Source organism: Streptomyces sp. NPDC101490 (assembly GCF_044767145.1).
Classification (GTDB): domain Bacteria; phylum Actinomycetota; class Actinomycetes; order Streptomycetales; family Streptomycetaceae; genus Streptomyces.
In genome coordinates, this window is sequence record NZ_JBIWNI010000013.1 from 93,795 (window position 1) to 106,971 (window position 13,177).

A 13,177-nucleotide genomic window follows, 5' to 3' on the forward strand; every position below is an offset into this window, starting at 1 on the left:
GTCACCCGGGAGCTCCCGACCGCTGGGGCAGGGGCGCCGAGGTGCGCCGCGAACCCTGCCAGTGCGGCAGCAGACCCGCCGCCGTCGCCTCCCGCACCCCCGGAGCGGTCCGGTCCTTCGCCGAAAGCAGCAGCCTCAGGTCCGTGGGCTCCCCGGCCGTCCACGCGATGGCAAGGTCCGGGTCGAGCGGGTCGATGTCGATCTGGGTGCCGGGCACGTGCGGGGTGGACAGCAGATAGCTGACGCAGGCGTCGTCGGTGAGGGCCAGGAACCCGTGCACCACACCCTCGGGGATGTACACCGCGCGCCCCGAGGCCCCGTGCAGTGAAGTCGTCTCGTACGTGCCGAACTCGGGGGAGCCCAGCCGTAGATCGACCACCACGTCGCGCACCGCACCCCGCACGCAGGTGACCAGTTTCGCCTGGCCCGGCGGGATGGTCACGCCGTGCAGACCGCGCAGGGTGCCCCGGCGGGAGACCGAGTAGTTGATCTGCCGCGGCACGAACGGCTGTTCCGTCATGTCCGTGAGGGCGTCGGTGCGCAGTCCCTCGTAGAAAATTCCCCGCTCGTCGGTGAGGTGATGCGGTTCGAGGGTGAGGACGCCGGGGATGCGCCCCGGGGTCACCCGTGTCATGTCCGTACTCCCACGTAGAGACCCCGTCCGTTGGGTGGCCCGGGCAGGTACGTGGCGTCGAGCCCGGCGGCGGCGAACGCGGCCGTGTACTCCTCGTGGGTGAACAGGGAGTACGTCTCCTGTTCGGTGAAGGCCCGCAGCCCGGCCCGGTCGGCGACCGTGTAGTGCACGGTCATCAGCGAGCGCCGCCCGTCCCGCACCGACCGGGAGACCCGGCTGACGACGAGGTCCTCGGACTCCGCGACGCTGCCCGTGACGAACCCGTCGAGGAACTTCTCGGGGAACCACCAGGGTTCGGCGACCACCACGCCGCCCGGCACCAGGTTGCGGGCCAGGCAGCGTGCGGCGGCGGTCAGTTCCTCGGTGGAGGCCATGTACCCCATGGAGAAGCACATGCACAGCACGGCGTCGTACCCCGTGCCGAGGTCGAAGTCGAGCATGTCGCCCCGGTGGACCGTGCTGCCGGGGAGGCGGGCGGAGGCGATCTCCCGCATGGTGTCGGACAGCTCCAGCCCCTCGGCGACGGGGAAGTGCTCGCGCAGCCGCCGCAGATGGGCACCCGTCCCGCACGCCACGTCCAGGACCGAACGTGCGCCGGGACGCCGCTCGAACACCAGGCGGGCGACGGCGTCGGCCTCGGCGTCCCAGTCGCGGCCCCGGACGGCGTGGATGTGGTCGTAGATCTCGGCGTGCCGGGCGCTGTACGCGGTCCCAGCGGTCTCGTCGGCGCGCAGGGCGTCCGGGGCGGGGACGTGGTCCGGTGCGTGCTCCGTACGGGTCAAAGAGGTGGTCATGCGAGGACGCCTTCCTGCGAGGGCCTGACCGGCCGGTCATGGGTACGGGCCTCGACGGACGCGCGGAACTCGGCCGCGACCGTGGCCACGTCCGTGCCGGAGAGCCCCTGGTGCAGCGGCAGCAGCAGGGTCGCGTCGGACGCCGACTCCGCGTGCGGCAGCGGTAGTTCGTGCGGGCCGTAGGCGGGGACACGGTGGAGCGGGGGATAGCGGAACGTGGTGTAGATGCCGCGCGCTAGCAGGTCCGAGGCGACGGCGTCACGGATCCGCGGGTCCAGTTGCACCCAGTAGAAGTAGTACGAGGTGGTGTGGTCCGGCGGGAGCGGCGGCGGCAGCCGCACCCCGGCGAGACCGGACAGCAGCCGGTCGTACGCGGCGGCCACCTCCCTGCGCCGGTCCACGATGGCCTCCAGTCGGCGCAACTGCACACTGCCGATCGCCGCCGTGAGGTCGTTGCCGATCACCCGTCGGCCGAAGTCCCGGACGTCGAGGTCCCACCACCGGGACGGCACCCGGGCACCCCTGCCGCCGGGCGTGGCACCCGTGCCGCCGGATTCCGTGCCCGGGCCTCCGGCTGTGGCGTCCGGGCTGTCGCTGGTGGCCTCGGAGCCGCCGTCCGCCGCGTCCTGTGCCGCGCTCAGGCCGCTCGACTGCGCCAGGCCGTGGTAGGCGAGCCGCCGGGCCCGCTCCGCGACCACCGGGTCGGCCGCGTACAGCATTCCGCCGTCCCCCGTTGACAGCACCTTCATCGCGTCGAAGCTCCACACGGAGAGCGAGCCGAACGTGCCGCACGCGCGCGTGCCCACGCGCGAGGCGACCGCGCAGGCGGTGTCCTCGACCAACCGCACGCCGCGCCTCTCACAGAGTTCCGCGATGCGGGCGATGTCGCCGGGCCCGCCGCCGTAGTGCAGGACGAGCACGGCCCGGGTCCGGTCGGTCAGTGCCCGCGCGACCTGCTCGGCGGACGGGTTGAGGGTGTGCGGGTCCACGTCGCAGAACACGGGGCGGGCGCCGGTCGAGGCCACGGCGCTGGCGGCCGAGACGAAACTGATGCTGGGCATCACCACCTCGTCGCCGGGCCCCAGTCCGAGCAGCTCCGTGGCGAGGTAGAGCCCCGCCGTGGCCGATGAGAGGAAGACGACCCGGTCGGCGGGCACTCCCAGGTGTGCCGCGAACTCCGCCTCGAACGCGGCGGTGCGCGGCCCGTGGCCGAGCCAGTTGTCGGCGAACACCGCGGCGACGGCGCGCAGTTCCGCCTCGCCGAGGCTGGGCTGGAAAACGTTGATCACTCTGAACTCCCGGCGGACACGGGTGCGGGTGCGGAGGCGGTGTGTATGGGTACGGCGGCGGAAGTGCGCTCGGACGAGGACAGGGCGGCCGTCCGGCGGATGTCCCGCAGGAGCACCGCCTCCTCCAGCAGGACCCGGTCCGGGGCGCGGGCGCTGCCGTCCGCGCGCACGGCGGCGGTGAAGGCCGCAAGGGTGCGTGCCACCTGGTCGTGCGCGGGGAGTTCCAGCACACGCCCCCGCGGGCCGGTGGACCCGTCCGTGCGGCACAGCCGCACCTGCGGACGGTTGTCGGCGGGAGGCGTGAAGGCCCGGTCGACGACGATGCTTCCCTCGCTGCCATGGAGTTCGTAGCGGCAGCGGTAGGGGTGTTCCAGCCCGAACGCCAGCCGGGCGGTGACTCCCGCCGGACTGCGCAGCAGTGCCCAGCCGCCCGTGTCCACCTCACGGCCCGGCCGCCCCGACAGCTCGGCGTCGACCACGGACAGCGGGCCCGGCAAAAGGTGCAGGGCGGCCCGTACCGGATACAGCCCTACGTCGAACAGGGCGCCGCCGCCCAGCTCCGGCCGATGGCGAATGTCCTCCTCCGGCAGCGACGGAATCTCGAACGCGGCGTTCAGCAGGTACGGTTCACCGATCGCGCCGTCGGCCAGCAGTTCCCGGACCGCCTCGTGCTGCGGATGGTGGACGAACATGACGTTCTCCGCCAGTACCAGACGCCGTGCGGCAGCCAGTTCGATCAGCGCTGCCGTGCTCTGCGCGTCCGTGGTCAGCGGCTTCTCGCAGAGCACATGCTTGCCGGACCGCAGTGCCGCCTCGGCCCACCGGCTGTGCAGGGCCGCGGGCAGCGGTACGTACACCGCGTCCACGTCGGTACGGGCCAGCAGCGCCGGGTAGCCGGACTCGCCGTACTCCGCGGCGCAGTCGTACTCCCGGGCCCAGGCCTCGGCCGTCTCCCGGCGCCGGGACGCCAGGGCGGTGATCCTTATGCCTGGATCGGCCCGCATCGCGGGCAGCATTCGGCGCCGGGCCACATCGGCGCACCCCAGCACCCCGAAACGTACCGGACGCTGCGCCGACTCTGCTGCCGCTGAAGGAAGGTAATTCAACTCAATTCCTTCTTGAGGGAGTTGAGGCACGCGAGCAAGGTGCGTGCCTGGACGTTCAGGTAATGTCCGTGCTGCACCAGGGTGGTGAGCTGGCCCGGAGTGACCCACCGGAAGCCGGCCGGAGGGTGCGAGGAGGCCTCTTCCCCGGTCGCTTCGACGATCAGGCAGCGGGTGCGGGCCGCCAGGAACCGGCCGCCCTCCTCGCTGTGCTCCGTGTCGTACCGGATCCGCTCGGGGCCCGCGCCGAGCACCAGGTCGAGGAAGGCCGGCGGCGTGCGGCCCACCTGTGGGGTGCATTGCACGGTCGGACCGAATTCCAGAGCGCTGCCGTGGCCGCCCTCCGGCCGCTCCCGCACCAGAACATGCGCGACCCCGTCGAAACGGCGCAGCACGAACGCGGTGATGCCAGTCCCCACGGGGGCGAACAGCGGCTGACTCCACTGCCCGACCTCGCGGTTGCCCGCCCGTACGGCAACGGCAGCGACCTGGAAGTGCCCGCGCCCGCTGTGCTCGATCCGGTCTGCCGACCGGTGCCAGCCGGCCACCGAGGCCAGGGGGATCCGGCGGGAGCGCAAGCTGTGCGCGGCGCGCCGCCCAGTGATCCAGGAGAGGACCTCCGCGTCCCGGTGCAGGGCGCCGGAGTGCGGGTCGGCGAACGGCAGGCAGGACAGCACGGTGCGGGTGTCCATGTTCACCAGGTGGTCACTGGCCAGGAGTTGATGGATCTGGCCCAGCGTCAGCCACCGGAAGTCCTCGTGCGGCTCCACATCCTCGCGGACCTCCACCACCATGTTGCGATTGGCCTTACGGTGGAACCACGAGCCGTGCTCGGACTGGAGCACGTCGGTGACCACCCGGCCCCGGCCCGGGTCGGTGAAGTACTCCACGTACCGCACTTGGCCGCCCCGGTGGACCCGGGTGTAGTTGCTCCGGGTGGCCTGCACGGTGGGGGAGAGCTGGAGCAGATGGACGTTCCCCGGCTCCATCTTGGCCTGCAGCAGGAAGTGCGTCACCCCGTCGATCTCCCGGCACAGCAGGCCCAGGATCCCGACCTCCGGCTGGACGATGACCGGCTGCTGCCAGCCCGGCGCGGGTCCGTCGGGCGACTGCGGCGACACGTCCAGCCCCTCGACGGTGAAGAACCGGCCGCTGTGGTGCACCAGGTTGCCGGTGCCCTCCTCGAACTCCCAGCCCTCCAGCGCGTCGAACGGGATCCGTGTCACCTCGAAGGGATGTGCCCGCGCGCGCTCCGCGAGCCAGCCCGCCACGTCCGACGTGGCGATCGCGGCTCCCTCGGGGGCCGTCGCCGAGCGGGCGAGCCGCTCGGCGACGGACACGTCGTGACGCGGCCGCAGGGCAACCGGCGCGTCGAACCCCCGCGCCGCCCCCGCCCGGACCTGCGTGTCCGCCCACACCGCGGCGCTCATCGGCGGTGCCGCAGGGTGAGTTCGGTCAGAACCGGCACCAGCTCCGCAGGGCCCGGCACCCCTTGCGCCTCCTTGGCCAGCAGCTGTGCCCCGTCCCGGAAGGTCTCCTCCGTGAGGAGCCTGCGCAGCCGTGCCGAGAAGGCCTCCAGCGTGAACTGCCCTACCTCCAGGGCCAGTCCGGCCCCCTGCTCCTCGACGTGGCGGGCCGTCTCGCTCTCCGACCAGAACGGCACGGGAGCGACCAGTTGCGGCACCCGGTGCGCGACCGCCGCGGCGAAGGTGCCCGCGCCCCCGTGGTGGATCACCGCCGAACAGGTGGGCAGGAGCTGGTTGAGCGGCAGGTAGTCGACCAGCCGCACCCCCTCGGGAACCTCCGCCCCCGGCGGCAGCCCCGGATGCCCGGTCGCCACCACCTCCGCACCCAGCTCCGTGATCGCCGCGACGACCTCCGCGAAGGTCACCCCCGCTTCCTCGAACAGCTGCCTCCCCCGCCCGCCGACACCGAGCGTCAGGGCGACCCGGGGCCGCCGGGGCGGCTCGTCCAGCCAGGCGGGCACCGGGGTGCCCCCGTTGTACGGAATCCAGCGCATCGGCACGTAGGTCGGCGCGGCCGGAAGCCGCATGGCCTCCGGCGACGGGTCCACGGTCCACTGGCCGAGCAGGAGCTCCTCGCGGTATTCGAGCCCGTACGCCTCCAGCATCGGGCGCATCAGAGACCGCACGGGGTCCCGGCTCGGCCGGGCCGCGGGAGCGCCCGGTGCCGGGGTCGCGGCGGCCACTTCGAGCTGCTTGGCCCGCAGCCAGGCGATGTTGTCCTGGCCCCACAGGAAGCGCGCGTGGGCCGCTCCCGTCACCTCCGCGGCGACGGCGGCCGGCACGCACAGCGGGTCCCACAGCACGAGGTCGGGTCGCCAGCGCCGGGCCAGGGAGACCAGGTCGTCCACGACGGGACGGTACTGGGCGAGCATGGCGGTGTAGTGCAGCCACTGGGCCTGCAGGCGGCCCGGCCCCGCCGCCGGATCGAGCGCCATGGAACCGGTGAGCTTCGGCAGCTTGGACGGGTCCGGGTTCGCCGCGACGATCTCACCGAGGTGCTCGCGGGTGCCGACTGCCACGGCGCTCAGCCCCGCGTCGGTCGCCAGGTGCAGCGCGTCCGGGTGCAGGGCGACACGCACCTCGTGGCCGGCGTTCTGCAGCGCCCAGGCAAGCGGAACGACGGAGTGCAGGTGAGAGGTGTGGGGAAAGACGCAGAACAGAACGCGCACGGGGCGATCCCATCGTCAGGAAGTGGGCTCGTAAGGAGAGGGGGGTTTCTGAGGAGGCCGGCCCGTCAGCAGGGAGCCGGGGAGGGGCGGCCGGTCAGCCGCGGGCCGCGACGAACTCCTTGATGGAGGCGACGACGTAATCGATCATCTCGTCGGTGAGCCCCGGGTAGACGCCGGTCCAGATGGTCCGTCCGGTGACGACGTCGCTGTTGGTCAGCGTGCCGGACACCCGGTGCTCCACCCCTTGGTAGGCCGGGTGCCGGGTGAGGTTCCCGGCGAACAGCCGGCGGGTGCCGATCCTGCGCTCCTCCAGGAACGCCACCAGCTCCGCCGTCGTGAACGGCGCCTCGGGGCCGATCGTCATGACGAAGCCGAACCAGCTCGGATCGCTGCCCTCGGTGGCCCGGGGCAGCAGCAGGTGCGGCAGCCCGTCGAGCCCCTCGCGCAGACGACGCCAGTTGTGCCGGCGCGCCGCGCAGAAATCGTCGAGTCGGTTCAACTGGCTCCGGCCCAGGGCTGCTTGGAGGTCAGTGGCCTTCAGGTTGTAACCCACGTGCGAGAAGATGTACTTGTGGTCGTAGCCCTCGGGCAGGCTGCCCATCTGGTACGAGAAGCGCTTGAGGCACCGGTCGTTCTCGCCAGGCTCGCACCAGCAGTCCCGGCCCCAGTCGCGCAGCGACTCCACCACTCTGGCCAGCGCCAGGTTCGAGGTCAGGACGCAGCCGCCCTCGCCCATCGTCAGGTGGTGAGCCGGGTAGAAGCTGACGGTCGACAGGTCGCCGAACGTGCCGGTGAGCCTTCCGCGATAGGTGGAGCCCACCGCGTCGCAGTTGTCCTCGACGAGGAACAGACCGTGGGCCTCGGCGATCTCGGCGATCTCGGCGGCCTCGAAGGGGTTGCCCAGTGAGTGCGCCATGGAGATGGCCCGGGTACGCGGTCCTATCGCGCGGGCGACGTGCTCGGCGGTGGCGTTGTAGGTGCCGAGTTCGATGTCGACGAAGACCGGCACCAGACCGTTCTGGATGATCGGGTTGACCGTGGTGGGGAACCCCGCCGCGACGGTGATCACCTCGTCGCCCGGCCGCAGCCTGCGCTCTCCCAGCACGGGCGAGGTGAGAGCGGTGAGCGCGAGGAGGTTCGCCGAGGAGCCCGAGTTCGTGAGGTGCGCCTTGCGCAGCCCCAGCCGGCGGGCGAACGCCGACTCGAACTTCCGGCAGTCGGAGCCCGCCGCGATCCGCATGGTCAGCGCCGCCTCCACGAGCGCCACCCGGTCGTTCGCGTCGAGCACGGCGCCCGAAGGCCAGATCTCGGTGACCCCCGGCTCGAAGTGCCCGTCGGGCTCCTGCTCCCGGTGGTAGGCGCGTACCTCCGCGAGGAGGCGTTCCTTGCGGTGGCCCATGGTCGTCTCCTTGCGGCTCAAGGTTGAGGCTCGGTCAGCAGGCTGCGCCGGTGTCCGGCGGGACCCGTCCGGCCTGAGGAACCCGCCGGCCGGGCGGGTGCGGCGACGGAGTGAGGCGGGGGAGCGGGCCGCTCCGGTGGCTGGGGGGTCGGCGTCCCCGGGGACTGGGGTGCGGGCCCCTCCGGGGGTTCCCGGTCGATGAGGCCGGCCCGCAGGGCCGACTCCGCGGGACTCCCGACGGGAGCGGCCTGCAACTGCTGCTGCATCCGGATGTACTGGGCGGCGTCCAGGAGGCTGTCGGGGGTCCCGGTGTCGAACCAGGTCGTGTCGTCGCCCAGTTCCACCAGGGTGGCCCGCCCCTCCTGTACGTAGCTCCGGTTCAGGTCGGTGATCTCCAGCTCGCCCCGGTGCGAGGGAGTGAGGCCGGCCGCCTTGTCCAGGGCGTCGTTGTCGTAGAGGTACAGGCCGGTGACCGCGAGGCTGGAGCGGGGCCGCTCGGGCTTCTCCACGAGACTGGTGATCCGGCCCAGGGCGTCCACTGTTGCCACGCCGTACTGCTCCGGGTTCGCCACCTTGCGGCTGAACAGGGTGCAGCCCCGGTGCCGGAGCAAGGCGTCGCGCAGTCGCGACTGCAGCTTCGGGCCGTGGAACAGGTTGTCGCCCAGCGCCAGGCACATCGAGCCGTCGCCGACGAAGGTGCGGGCCAGCAGCAGGGCGTGGGCCAGACCGCGGGGGAAGTCCTGGACCGCGTACTCCAGGCGGATGCCGAACCGGCTGCCGTCGCCGAGCAGCCGCTCGTAACTGTCGCGGTGCTCCGGGGCGGCGATCACCAGGATCTCGCGCAGCCCCAGTTCGATGAGCAGTGACAGCGGATAGTAGATCATCGGCTTGTCGTAGACCGGCAGGAGCTGCTTCGAGGAGACCAGGGTCAGCGGACGGAGCCGGGTGGCCGAACCTCCTGCGAGGATGATGCCGCGCACGGGGTGTTCCTCCTCTCGTCCTCTTTCGCGTCCTGGGCGGATTTCGCGTACCGGGCGTCGTACTCGGTCCGGGAGGCCCACCAGTCCGGATGGTCCCGGTACCAGTCGACGGTGGCGCGCAGGCCCTCGGCGAATTCGGTCCGGGGCCGGTAGCCGAGCCCCCGCAGTCTGCTGTCGTCCAGGGAGTAGCGCCGGTCGTGGCCCAGCCGGTCGGCGACGTGGCGCACCGCGCTCCAGTCGGCGCCGCACGCGGCCAGCAGCTCGCGGGTGAGGCTGCGGTTGCTGAGCTCGGTGCCGCCGCCTATGTGGTAGACGTTCCCAGGTTGTCCCTGTTCCAGGGCGAGTTGGATGCCGCGGCAGTGATCGTCGACGTGGAGCCAGTCGCGTACGTGCTGACCGTCGCCGTAGAGCGGGACGCTCCGCCCGGCCAGCAGCCGGGTGGTGAACCGGGGGATCAGCTTCTCCGGGTGCTGGTGGGGGCCGTAGTTGTTGCTGCACCGGGTGATCCGCACGTCGAGTCCGTGGGTGCGGAAGTACGAGAGGGCCAGCAGGTCCGCCGACGCCTTGGATGCCGCGTAGGGGGAGTTGGGCAGCAGGGGGGAACTCTCGGTCCAGGAACCGGAGGGGATCGAACCGTACACCTCGTCGGTCGACACCTGGAGGAAGCGGTCGGCTCCCTGCCGCAGTGCCGTCTCCAGCAGGACGTGGGTGCCGGTCACATTGGTGTGCACGAAGGACCCGGCGTCGTCGATGGACCGGTCGACATGCGTCTCGGCCGCGAAGTTGACCACGACGGAGCCCGGGACGAGCAGTTCCTGTACGAGCGTGGCGTCGGCGATGTCGCCGAGGACCAGGCGGAATCCCGGACGGTCCGCGACCGCCGCGAGGTTGGCGGGGTTGCCCGCGTAGGTGAGCTTGTCGAGCACCGTCACGTCGGCTCCCGCGAACGAGGGGTAGTCCCCGCTCAGCAGGGCGCGCACGTAGGTGCTGCCGATAAATCCGGCTCCGCCGGTCACGAGTATGTGCATGGCTCAGTCCCGGGTGGCGACGGCGACGGTGGTGCCCAGCGCGGGCAGCGGGACGGTGCGCCGGAGCGTGAACCCCGCCTCGGCGAGTTCGGCGGTCAGCGCCCGGCGGTCCGGGTGGTAGGAGGCGCCGAGCGCGAGCCAGTCCACGGCCGAGGCCGCGAGCACGGAACCGGCGGGCGGCGCCTCGTACAGGAAGTCGTGGACCAGCAGGAGACCGCCGCTGGGCAGGAGGTGGCGGGTGTCGGTCAGCAGCCGTACACGTTCCCGCCGGTCGAGCAGGTGCAGGACGTGCGAGAGGAGCGCCGCGTCGTGGGGGGCTCCGGAGGCCTCGCGGGCCTCGGGCCCGGCGAGCGGGTCGCAGTGCAGGTCCCAGGGCACCAGCCGTACGCGGTCGCCGAGTTCGGCCTCCTTCACGGCGCGTGCGGCGTGCTCCAGCATCGGCGTCCGGTCGTAGACCGTGGCGCTCAGCCCGCGGAACATGCGGCACAGCGTGAGCGAGTAGCCCCCGCTGCCGCCGGCGATGTCGGCGAGGCTGGTGCGGTCGCGGAGTTCGGGGAGGCGGGCCAGATGCGGTGCGCTGGCCCGGGCGCCCGTGAGCATCGCGTCGGCGAGGGCGGGTAGTTCGGCGTCCGGTATCTCGGTGGGCAGCCGTCTGCCGCGCAGGGCGGCGGTCACACCGTCCGCGTTCAAGTGGTCCTGGGCGGCCCACCGCTCGATCCTCAGAAGGGCGCGGGCGTTGCTGCCGGGCGGGCCGGTGAGCAGCTCCCGGTAGACCTCGGCGAGCTGCCACCCGGCAGCGCCGGTGTCGTCCAGGACACCGTGCCACCGCAGTACGCGCAGCAGCGCGTGCAGGGGCTCAGGCCGCAGGTCGAAGGACTTGGCGAGCTGCTCGGCGGGCACGGGTCCGCCCGCCATGGCATCCAACAGACCGGTGCCCTCCGCAGCCTCGACGGCGGCGAGGATCTTGCGCGCGGAACGCAGAGGGGAAAGAGGATCCGGGTCGGCCACGACGCCCTCGCTCTCAGTAAGAGGCTTTGACAATAGTCAAGAAATGTCGTCGGAGTCTGGCTCACGAGCTGACTCTTGGCAATGTCTATACCAAGGGCTGTGACTATAGTAACGTTCGATCTTGACTCGATTTCGCCTCAACCCAAGGAGTCCGCCATGAACCCCATTGCGCAGGTTTCCTCCCGCTTCGTCCCCGCGGTATCGGTGTTGGTGCTCACAGTCGGGACCATGGCCGGGGCGACAGGTGCCGCCTGGGCCGAATCGGGCAGCGCACAACGGACCGGCGGGCTCTGTACGGAGCAGGCGGGCGACTGTACGGGCGCCACGGGCGATCGGGGCCGGCAGCCGGCGGTACGGAAGGACACCGCGGCGGACGCCGGCTGGCCCTGGCGTGCGAAGGCGGACGTGGGAGAGAACACCGACTGGCCGTGGCGTGCGAAGGCGGACGTGGGAGAGAACACCGACTGGCCGTGGCGTGCGAAGGCGGACGTGGGAGAGAACACCGACTGGCCGTGGGCGGCGCGGAGAGCGTCCGCCGCGAGCACGGACTGGCCGTGGCGGGTCCGTCAGGAGTCCGCGCGGCAGGCCGCCGACTGGCCGTGGCGGACCGGGGCGGCGGCCCCGAGCGCGGACTGGCCCTGGTAAGCGGGGTGTGGGCAAGGGAAGAGAGAGGTATGACTGAGGGGCGAAGCGTTATCGCTTCGCCCCTCAGTCGCACCTGGCGACACCTTCACCCGGGCCTGCCAGGGCGGGACGGTGTACCCCCGCCCCGGCGGGGCGCACTCAGCGCGGCCGGATCTCGTCCATCCGGCGCCACATCTGCACGGCGAGCTGGTAGGCCCCGCTCTCCTCGCAGATCGCGGCGGCCCCCCGGAGCGCCTCGACCGCCTCCTCGGTCCGGTCCAGGGCCCGTAGTTCCTCGGCCTTGGCGAGGCAGACCCGGGCCAGCTGGAGACCGGAGAGCGGCGAGTCGTCGCCGGTCAGTCCGACGTAGAGCTCCAGGGCGCTCTCGTGCCGACCGCGCGCGCTCTCGTGCCGCGCGCGCAGAGCGGTCAGTGCGGCGGTCTCGGCGGGGATGTTCATCAGCGAGGTCGTCTGTTCGGCGCCGAGCAGCCACTCGTGCGCGTCGTCCAGATGGCCGGTGTTCAGCAGGACGCTCGTGGTCGAACGGCAGAACCGCAGCCAGTCCCGCAGGGTCATGGTGGACGGCGGCAGGTGCTCGCGCGCCCGGACGACGAACGTGTGCGCGTCCTCGGCGCGGCCGAGCTGGTCGTAGGCCATGGCGGCCACCCACTGGGAGCGGCCCAGGATGCCAGGGGCGTCGACGGACTCCGCCAGCTCCAGCATCTCCGAGACCAGCGTCGGCACCGAGTCCATGTCACTCAGCTCGCACAGTACCGAGATCAGCGTGCCCAGCAGGCGTACATGCTCCGAGGTGCCGTGCAGGTGGGCGGGCCTGAGCAGGGTCAGCGCGCTCTCCAGGGGCGTCCTGGCGCGCGCGAGATGTCCTGTGTCGCGCAGAGCGCTGCCCAGTTCGGTGAGCACCGCTACCTGCACTGCCTCGGAGGGCTGTTCGGAGGCAGTGGTGGCCAGTTCTTCCAGGAGGGCGAGCCGCTGTGGGTGGTCGCCCTGGGTCTGGAGCACCCGCTGCAGCTGGAGGCCGACCTCAATGCTCTTCGTCGGGTCGCCCTCGGGGAGAACCTGGTCGTAGAGGCCGCGCAGCAGCTCGATCGAGCGTGCGTAGTCGTTGCTCTGCAAGGCGTTGACGGCGAGGATCTGGATGTGATGGTCGGGCGTCCGTGCGGCCTCAGGGGCCGGGCCCGCGTACGGCGGCGCCGGGGTCGACGGCTGCGGCACCGATTGCGGGGCGGGTCGCGAGGCGGCCTTCGCCCCCCCGTGGGTGGAAGCGGCCGGCGCGGGAGCCCTTCCGCCGTGACCCGGGGCGGGTTCGGTGCCGAGCGAGCCCGCGATGTTCTGTCCGACGAGCTCCTCCACCGGCATCATCAGCCGCTCGGCCAGATGGATGATGACGTCCAGAGTGGGCGCGCGCTTTCCGGACTCCAGCAGCGAGACGTAGCTGGAGGTCACGACATCACCGGCCAGCTGCTGCTGCGAGAGCCCCAGTTCGCGTCGCCGCGCTCTGATGCGCTCCCCGAAGTCCGGGTGCTGGTTCCTCACTGTGCTGCTCCTCTCGCCTAACGGGGGCCCTTGGCGGAGGTGCTGACCCGTGTCCCCGGTTCCGGTATC

12 protein-coding genes are annotated in these 13,177 nt (G+C 71.9%); 1 reads left to right on the forward strand and 11 read right to left on the reverse strand.

The features are described from left to right. Position 1: 1 nt before the first annotated feature. The 10 genes from ACIRQY_RS22815 to ACIRQY_RS22860 form a co-directional block, all read right to left on the reverse strand. Positions 2-634 (reverse strand): dTDP-4-dehydrorhamnose 3,5-epimerase family protein, encoded by a 633-nt coding sequence (locus tag ACIRQY_RS22815; RefSeq protein WP_403928469.1) that lies wholly within the window; start codon positions 632-634, stop codon positions 2-4. Continuing rightward, on the reverse strand, positions 631-1,428 hold the full coding sequence (locus ACIRQY_RS22820) for a class I SAM-dependent DNA methyltransferase (protein ID WP_403928472.1): 798 nt from the start codon (positions 1,426-1,428) through the stop codon (positions 631-633). The genes ACIRQY_RS22815 and ACIRQY_RS22820 overlap by 4 nt, the downstream gene beginning before the upstream one ends. Continuing rightward, a complete protein-coding gene (locus tag ACIRQY_RS22825; RefSeq protein WP_403928475.1) occupies positions 1,425-2,717 on the reverse strand; it encodes a DegT/DnrJ/EryC1/StrS family aminotransferase in 1,293 nt (430 codons plus the stop codon). The genes ACIRQY_RS22820 and ACIRQY_RS22825 overlap by 4 nt, the downstream gene beginning before the upstream one ends. After that, on the reverse strand, positions 2,714-3,853 hold the full coding sequence (locus ACIRQY_RS22830; protein WP_403928478.1) for a Gfo/Idh/MocA family protein: 1,140 nt from the start codon (positions 3,851-3,853) through the stop codon (positions 2,714-2,716). The genes ACIRQY_RS22825 and ACIRQY_RS22830 overlap by 4 nt, the downstream gene beginning before the upstream one ends. Next, positions 3,820-5,250, reverse strand: coding sequence for an NDP-hexose 2,3-dehydratase family protein (locus tag ACIRQY_RS22835; RefSeq protein ID WP_403928481.1), 1,431 nt, complete (start codon positions 5,248-5,250; stop codon positions 3,820-3,822). Before ACIRQY_RS22835 ends, ACIRQY_RS22830 begins: the two co-directional genes overlap by 34 nt. Then, on the reverse strand, positions 5,247-6,515 hold the full coding sequence (locus tag ACIRQY_RS22840; protein ID WP_403928484.1) for a nucleotide disphospho-sugar-binding domain-containing protein: 1,269 nt from the start codon (positions 6,513-6,515) through the stop codon (positions 5,247-5,249). Before ACIRQY_RS22840 ends, ACIRQY_RS22835 begins: the two co-directional genes overlap by 4 nt. A 94-nt stretch (positions 6,516-6,609) precedes the next feature. Further along, positions 6,610-7,914, reverse strand: coding sequence for a lipopolysaccharide biosynthesis protein RfbH (gene rfbH / locus ACIRQY_RS22845; RefSeq protein WP_403928486.1), 1,305 nt, complete (start codon positions 7,912-7,914; stop codon positions 6,610-6,612). A 17-nt stretch (positions 7,915-7,931) separates the two neighbouring features. After that, positions 7,932-8,894: a sugar nucleotidyltransferase gene (locus tag ACIRQY_RS22850; RefSeq protein ID WP_403928488.1), complete on the reverse strand. Its 963-nt coding sequence runs from the start codon at positions 8,892-8,894 to the stop codon at positions 7,932-7,934. Beyond that, positions 8,843-9,922 carry a dTDP-glucose 4,6-dehydratase gene (gene rfbB, locus ACIRQY_RS22855; RefSeq protein ID WP_403928491.1) on the reverse strand — a complete coding sequence of 360 codons (1,080 nt, stop codon included), beginning with the start codon at positions 9,920-9,922 and terminating at the stop codon, positions 8,843-8,845. Before rfbB ends, ACIRQY_RS22850 begins: the two co-directional genes overlap by 52 nt. A 3-nt stretch (positions 9,923-9,925) precedes the next feature. Then, a complete protein-coding gene (locus ACIRQY_RS22860; RefSeq protein WP_403928494.1) occupies positions 9,926-10,930 on the reverse strand; it encodes an SAM-dependent methyltransferase in 1,005 nt (334 codons plus the stop codon). Between the two features lie 228 nt (positions 10,931-11,158). On the opposite strand from ACIRQY_RS22860, the gene ACIRQY_RS22865 reads away from it, so the two are divergent. After that, positions 11,159-11,575: a hypothetical protein gene (locus tag ACIRQY_RS22865; RefSeq protein WP_403928497.1), complete on the forward strand. Its 417-nt coding sequence runs from the start codon at positions 11,159-11,161 to the stop codon at positions 11,573-11,575. A 138-nt stretch (positions 11,576-11,713) separates the two neighbouring features. On the opposite strand, the gene ACIRQY_RS22870 is transcribed toward ACIRQY_RS22865, so the two are convergent. After that, positions 11,714-13,108: a helix-turn-helix domain-containing protein gene (locus ACIRQY_RS22870; RefSeq protein WP_403928500.1), complete on the reverse strand. Its 1,395-nt coding sequence runs from the start codon at positions 13,106-13,108 to the stop codon at positions 11,714-11,716. Between the last annotated feature and the right edge of the window lie 69 nt (positions 13,109-13,177).

Bases quoted from the DNA above. Each gene is read 5' to 3' on its own strand.
- ACIRQY_RS22835 (WP_403928481.1), bottom strand. From the start codon at position 5,250: ATGAGCGCCGCGGTGTGGGCGGACACGCAGGTCCGGGCGGGGGCGGCG.
- ACIRQY_RS22865 (WP_403928497.1), top strand. From the start codon at position 11,159: ATGGCCGGGGCGACAGGTGCCGCCTGGGCCGAATCGGGCAGCGCACAA.
- rfbH (WP_403928486.1), bottom strand. From the start codon at position 7,914: ATGGGCCACCGCAAGGAACGCCTCCTCGCGGAGGTACGCGCCTACCAC.
- ACIRQY_RS22815 (WP_403928469.1), bottom strand. From the start codon at position 634: ATGACACGGGTGACCCCGGGGCGCATCCCCGGCGTCCTCACCCTCGAA.
- rfbB (WP_403928491.1), bottom strand. From the start codon at position 9,922: ATGCACATACTCGTGACCGGCGGAGCCGGATTTATCGGCAGCACCTAC.
- ACIRQY_RS22820 (WP_403928472.1), bottom strand. From the start codon at position 1,428: ATGACCACCTCTTTGACCCGTACGGAGCACGCACCGGACCACGTCCCC.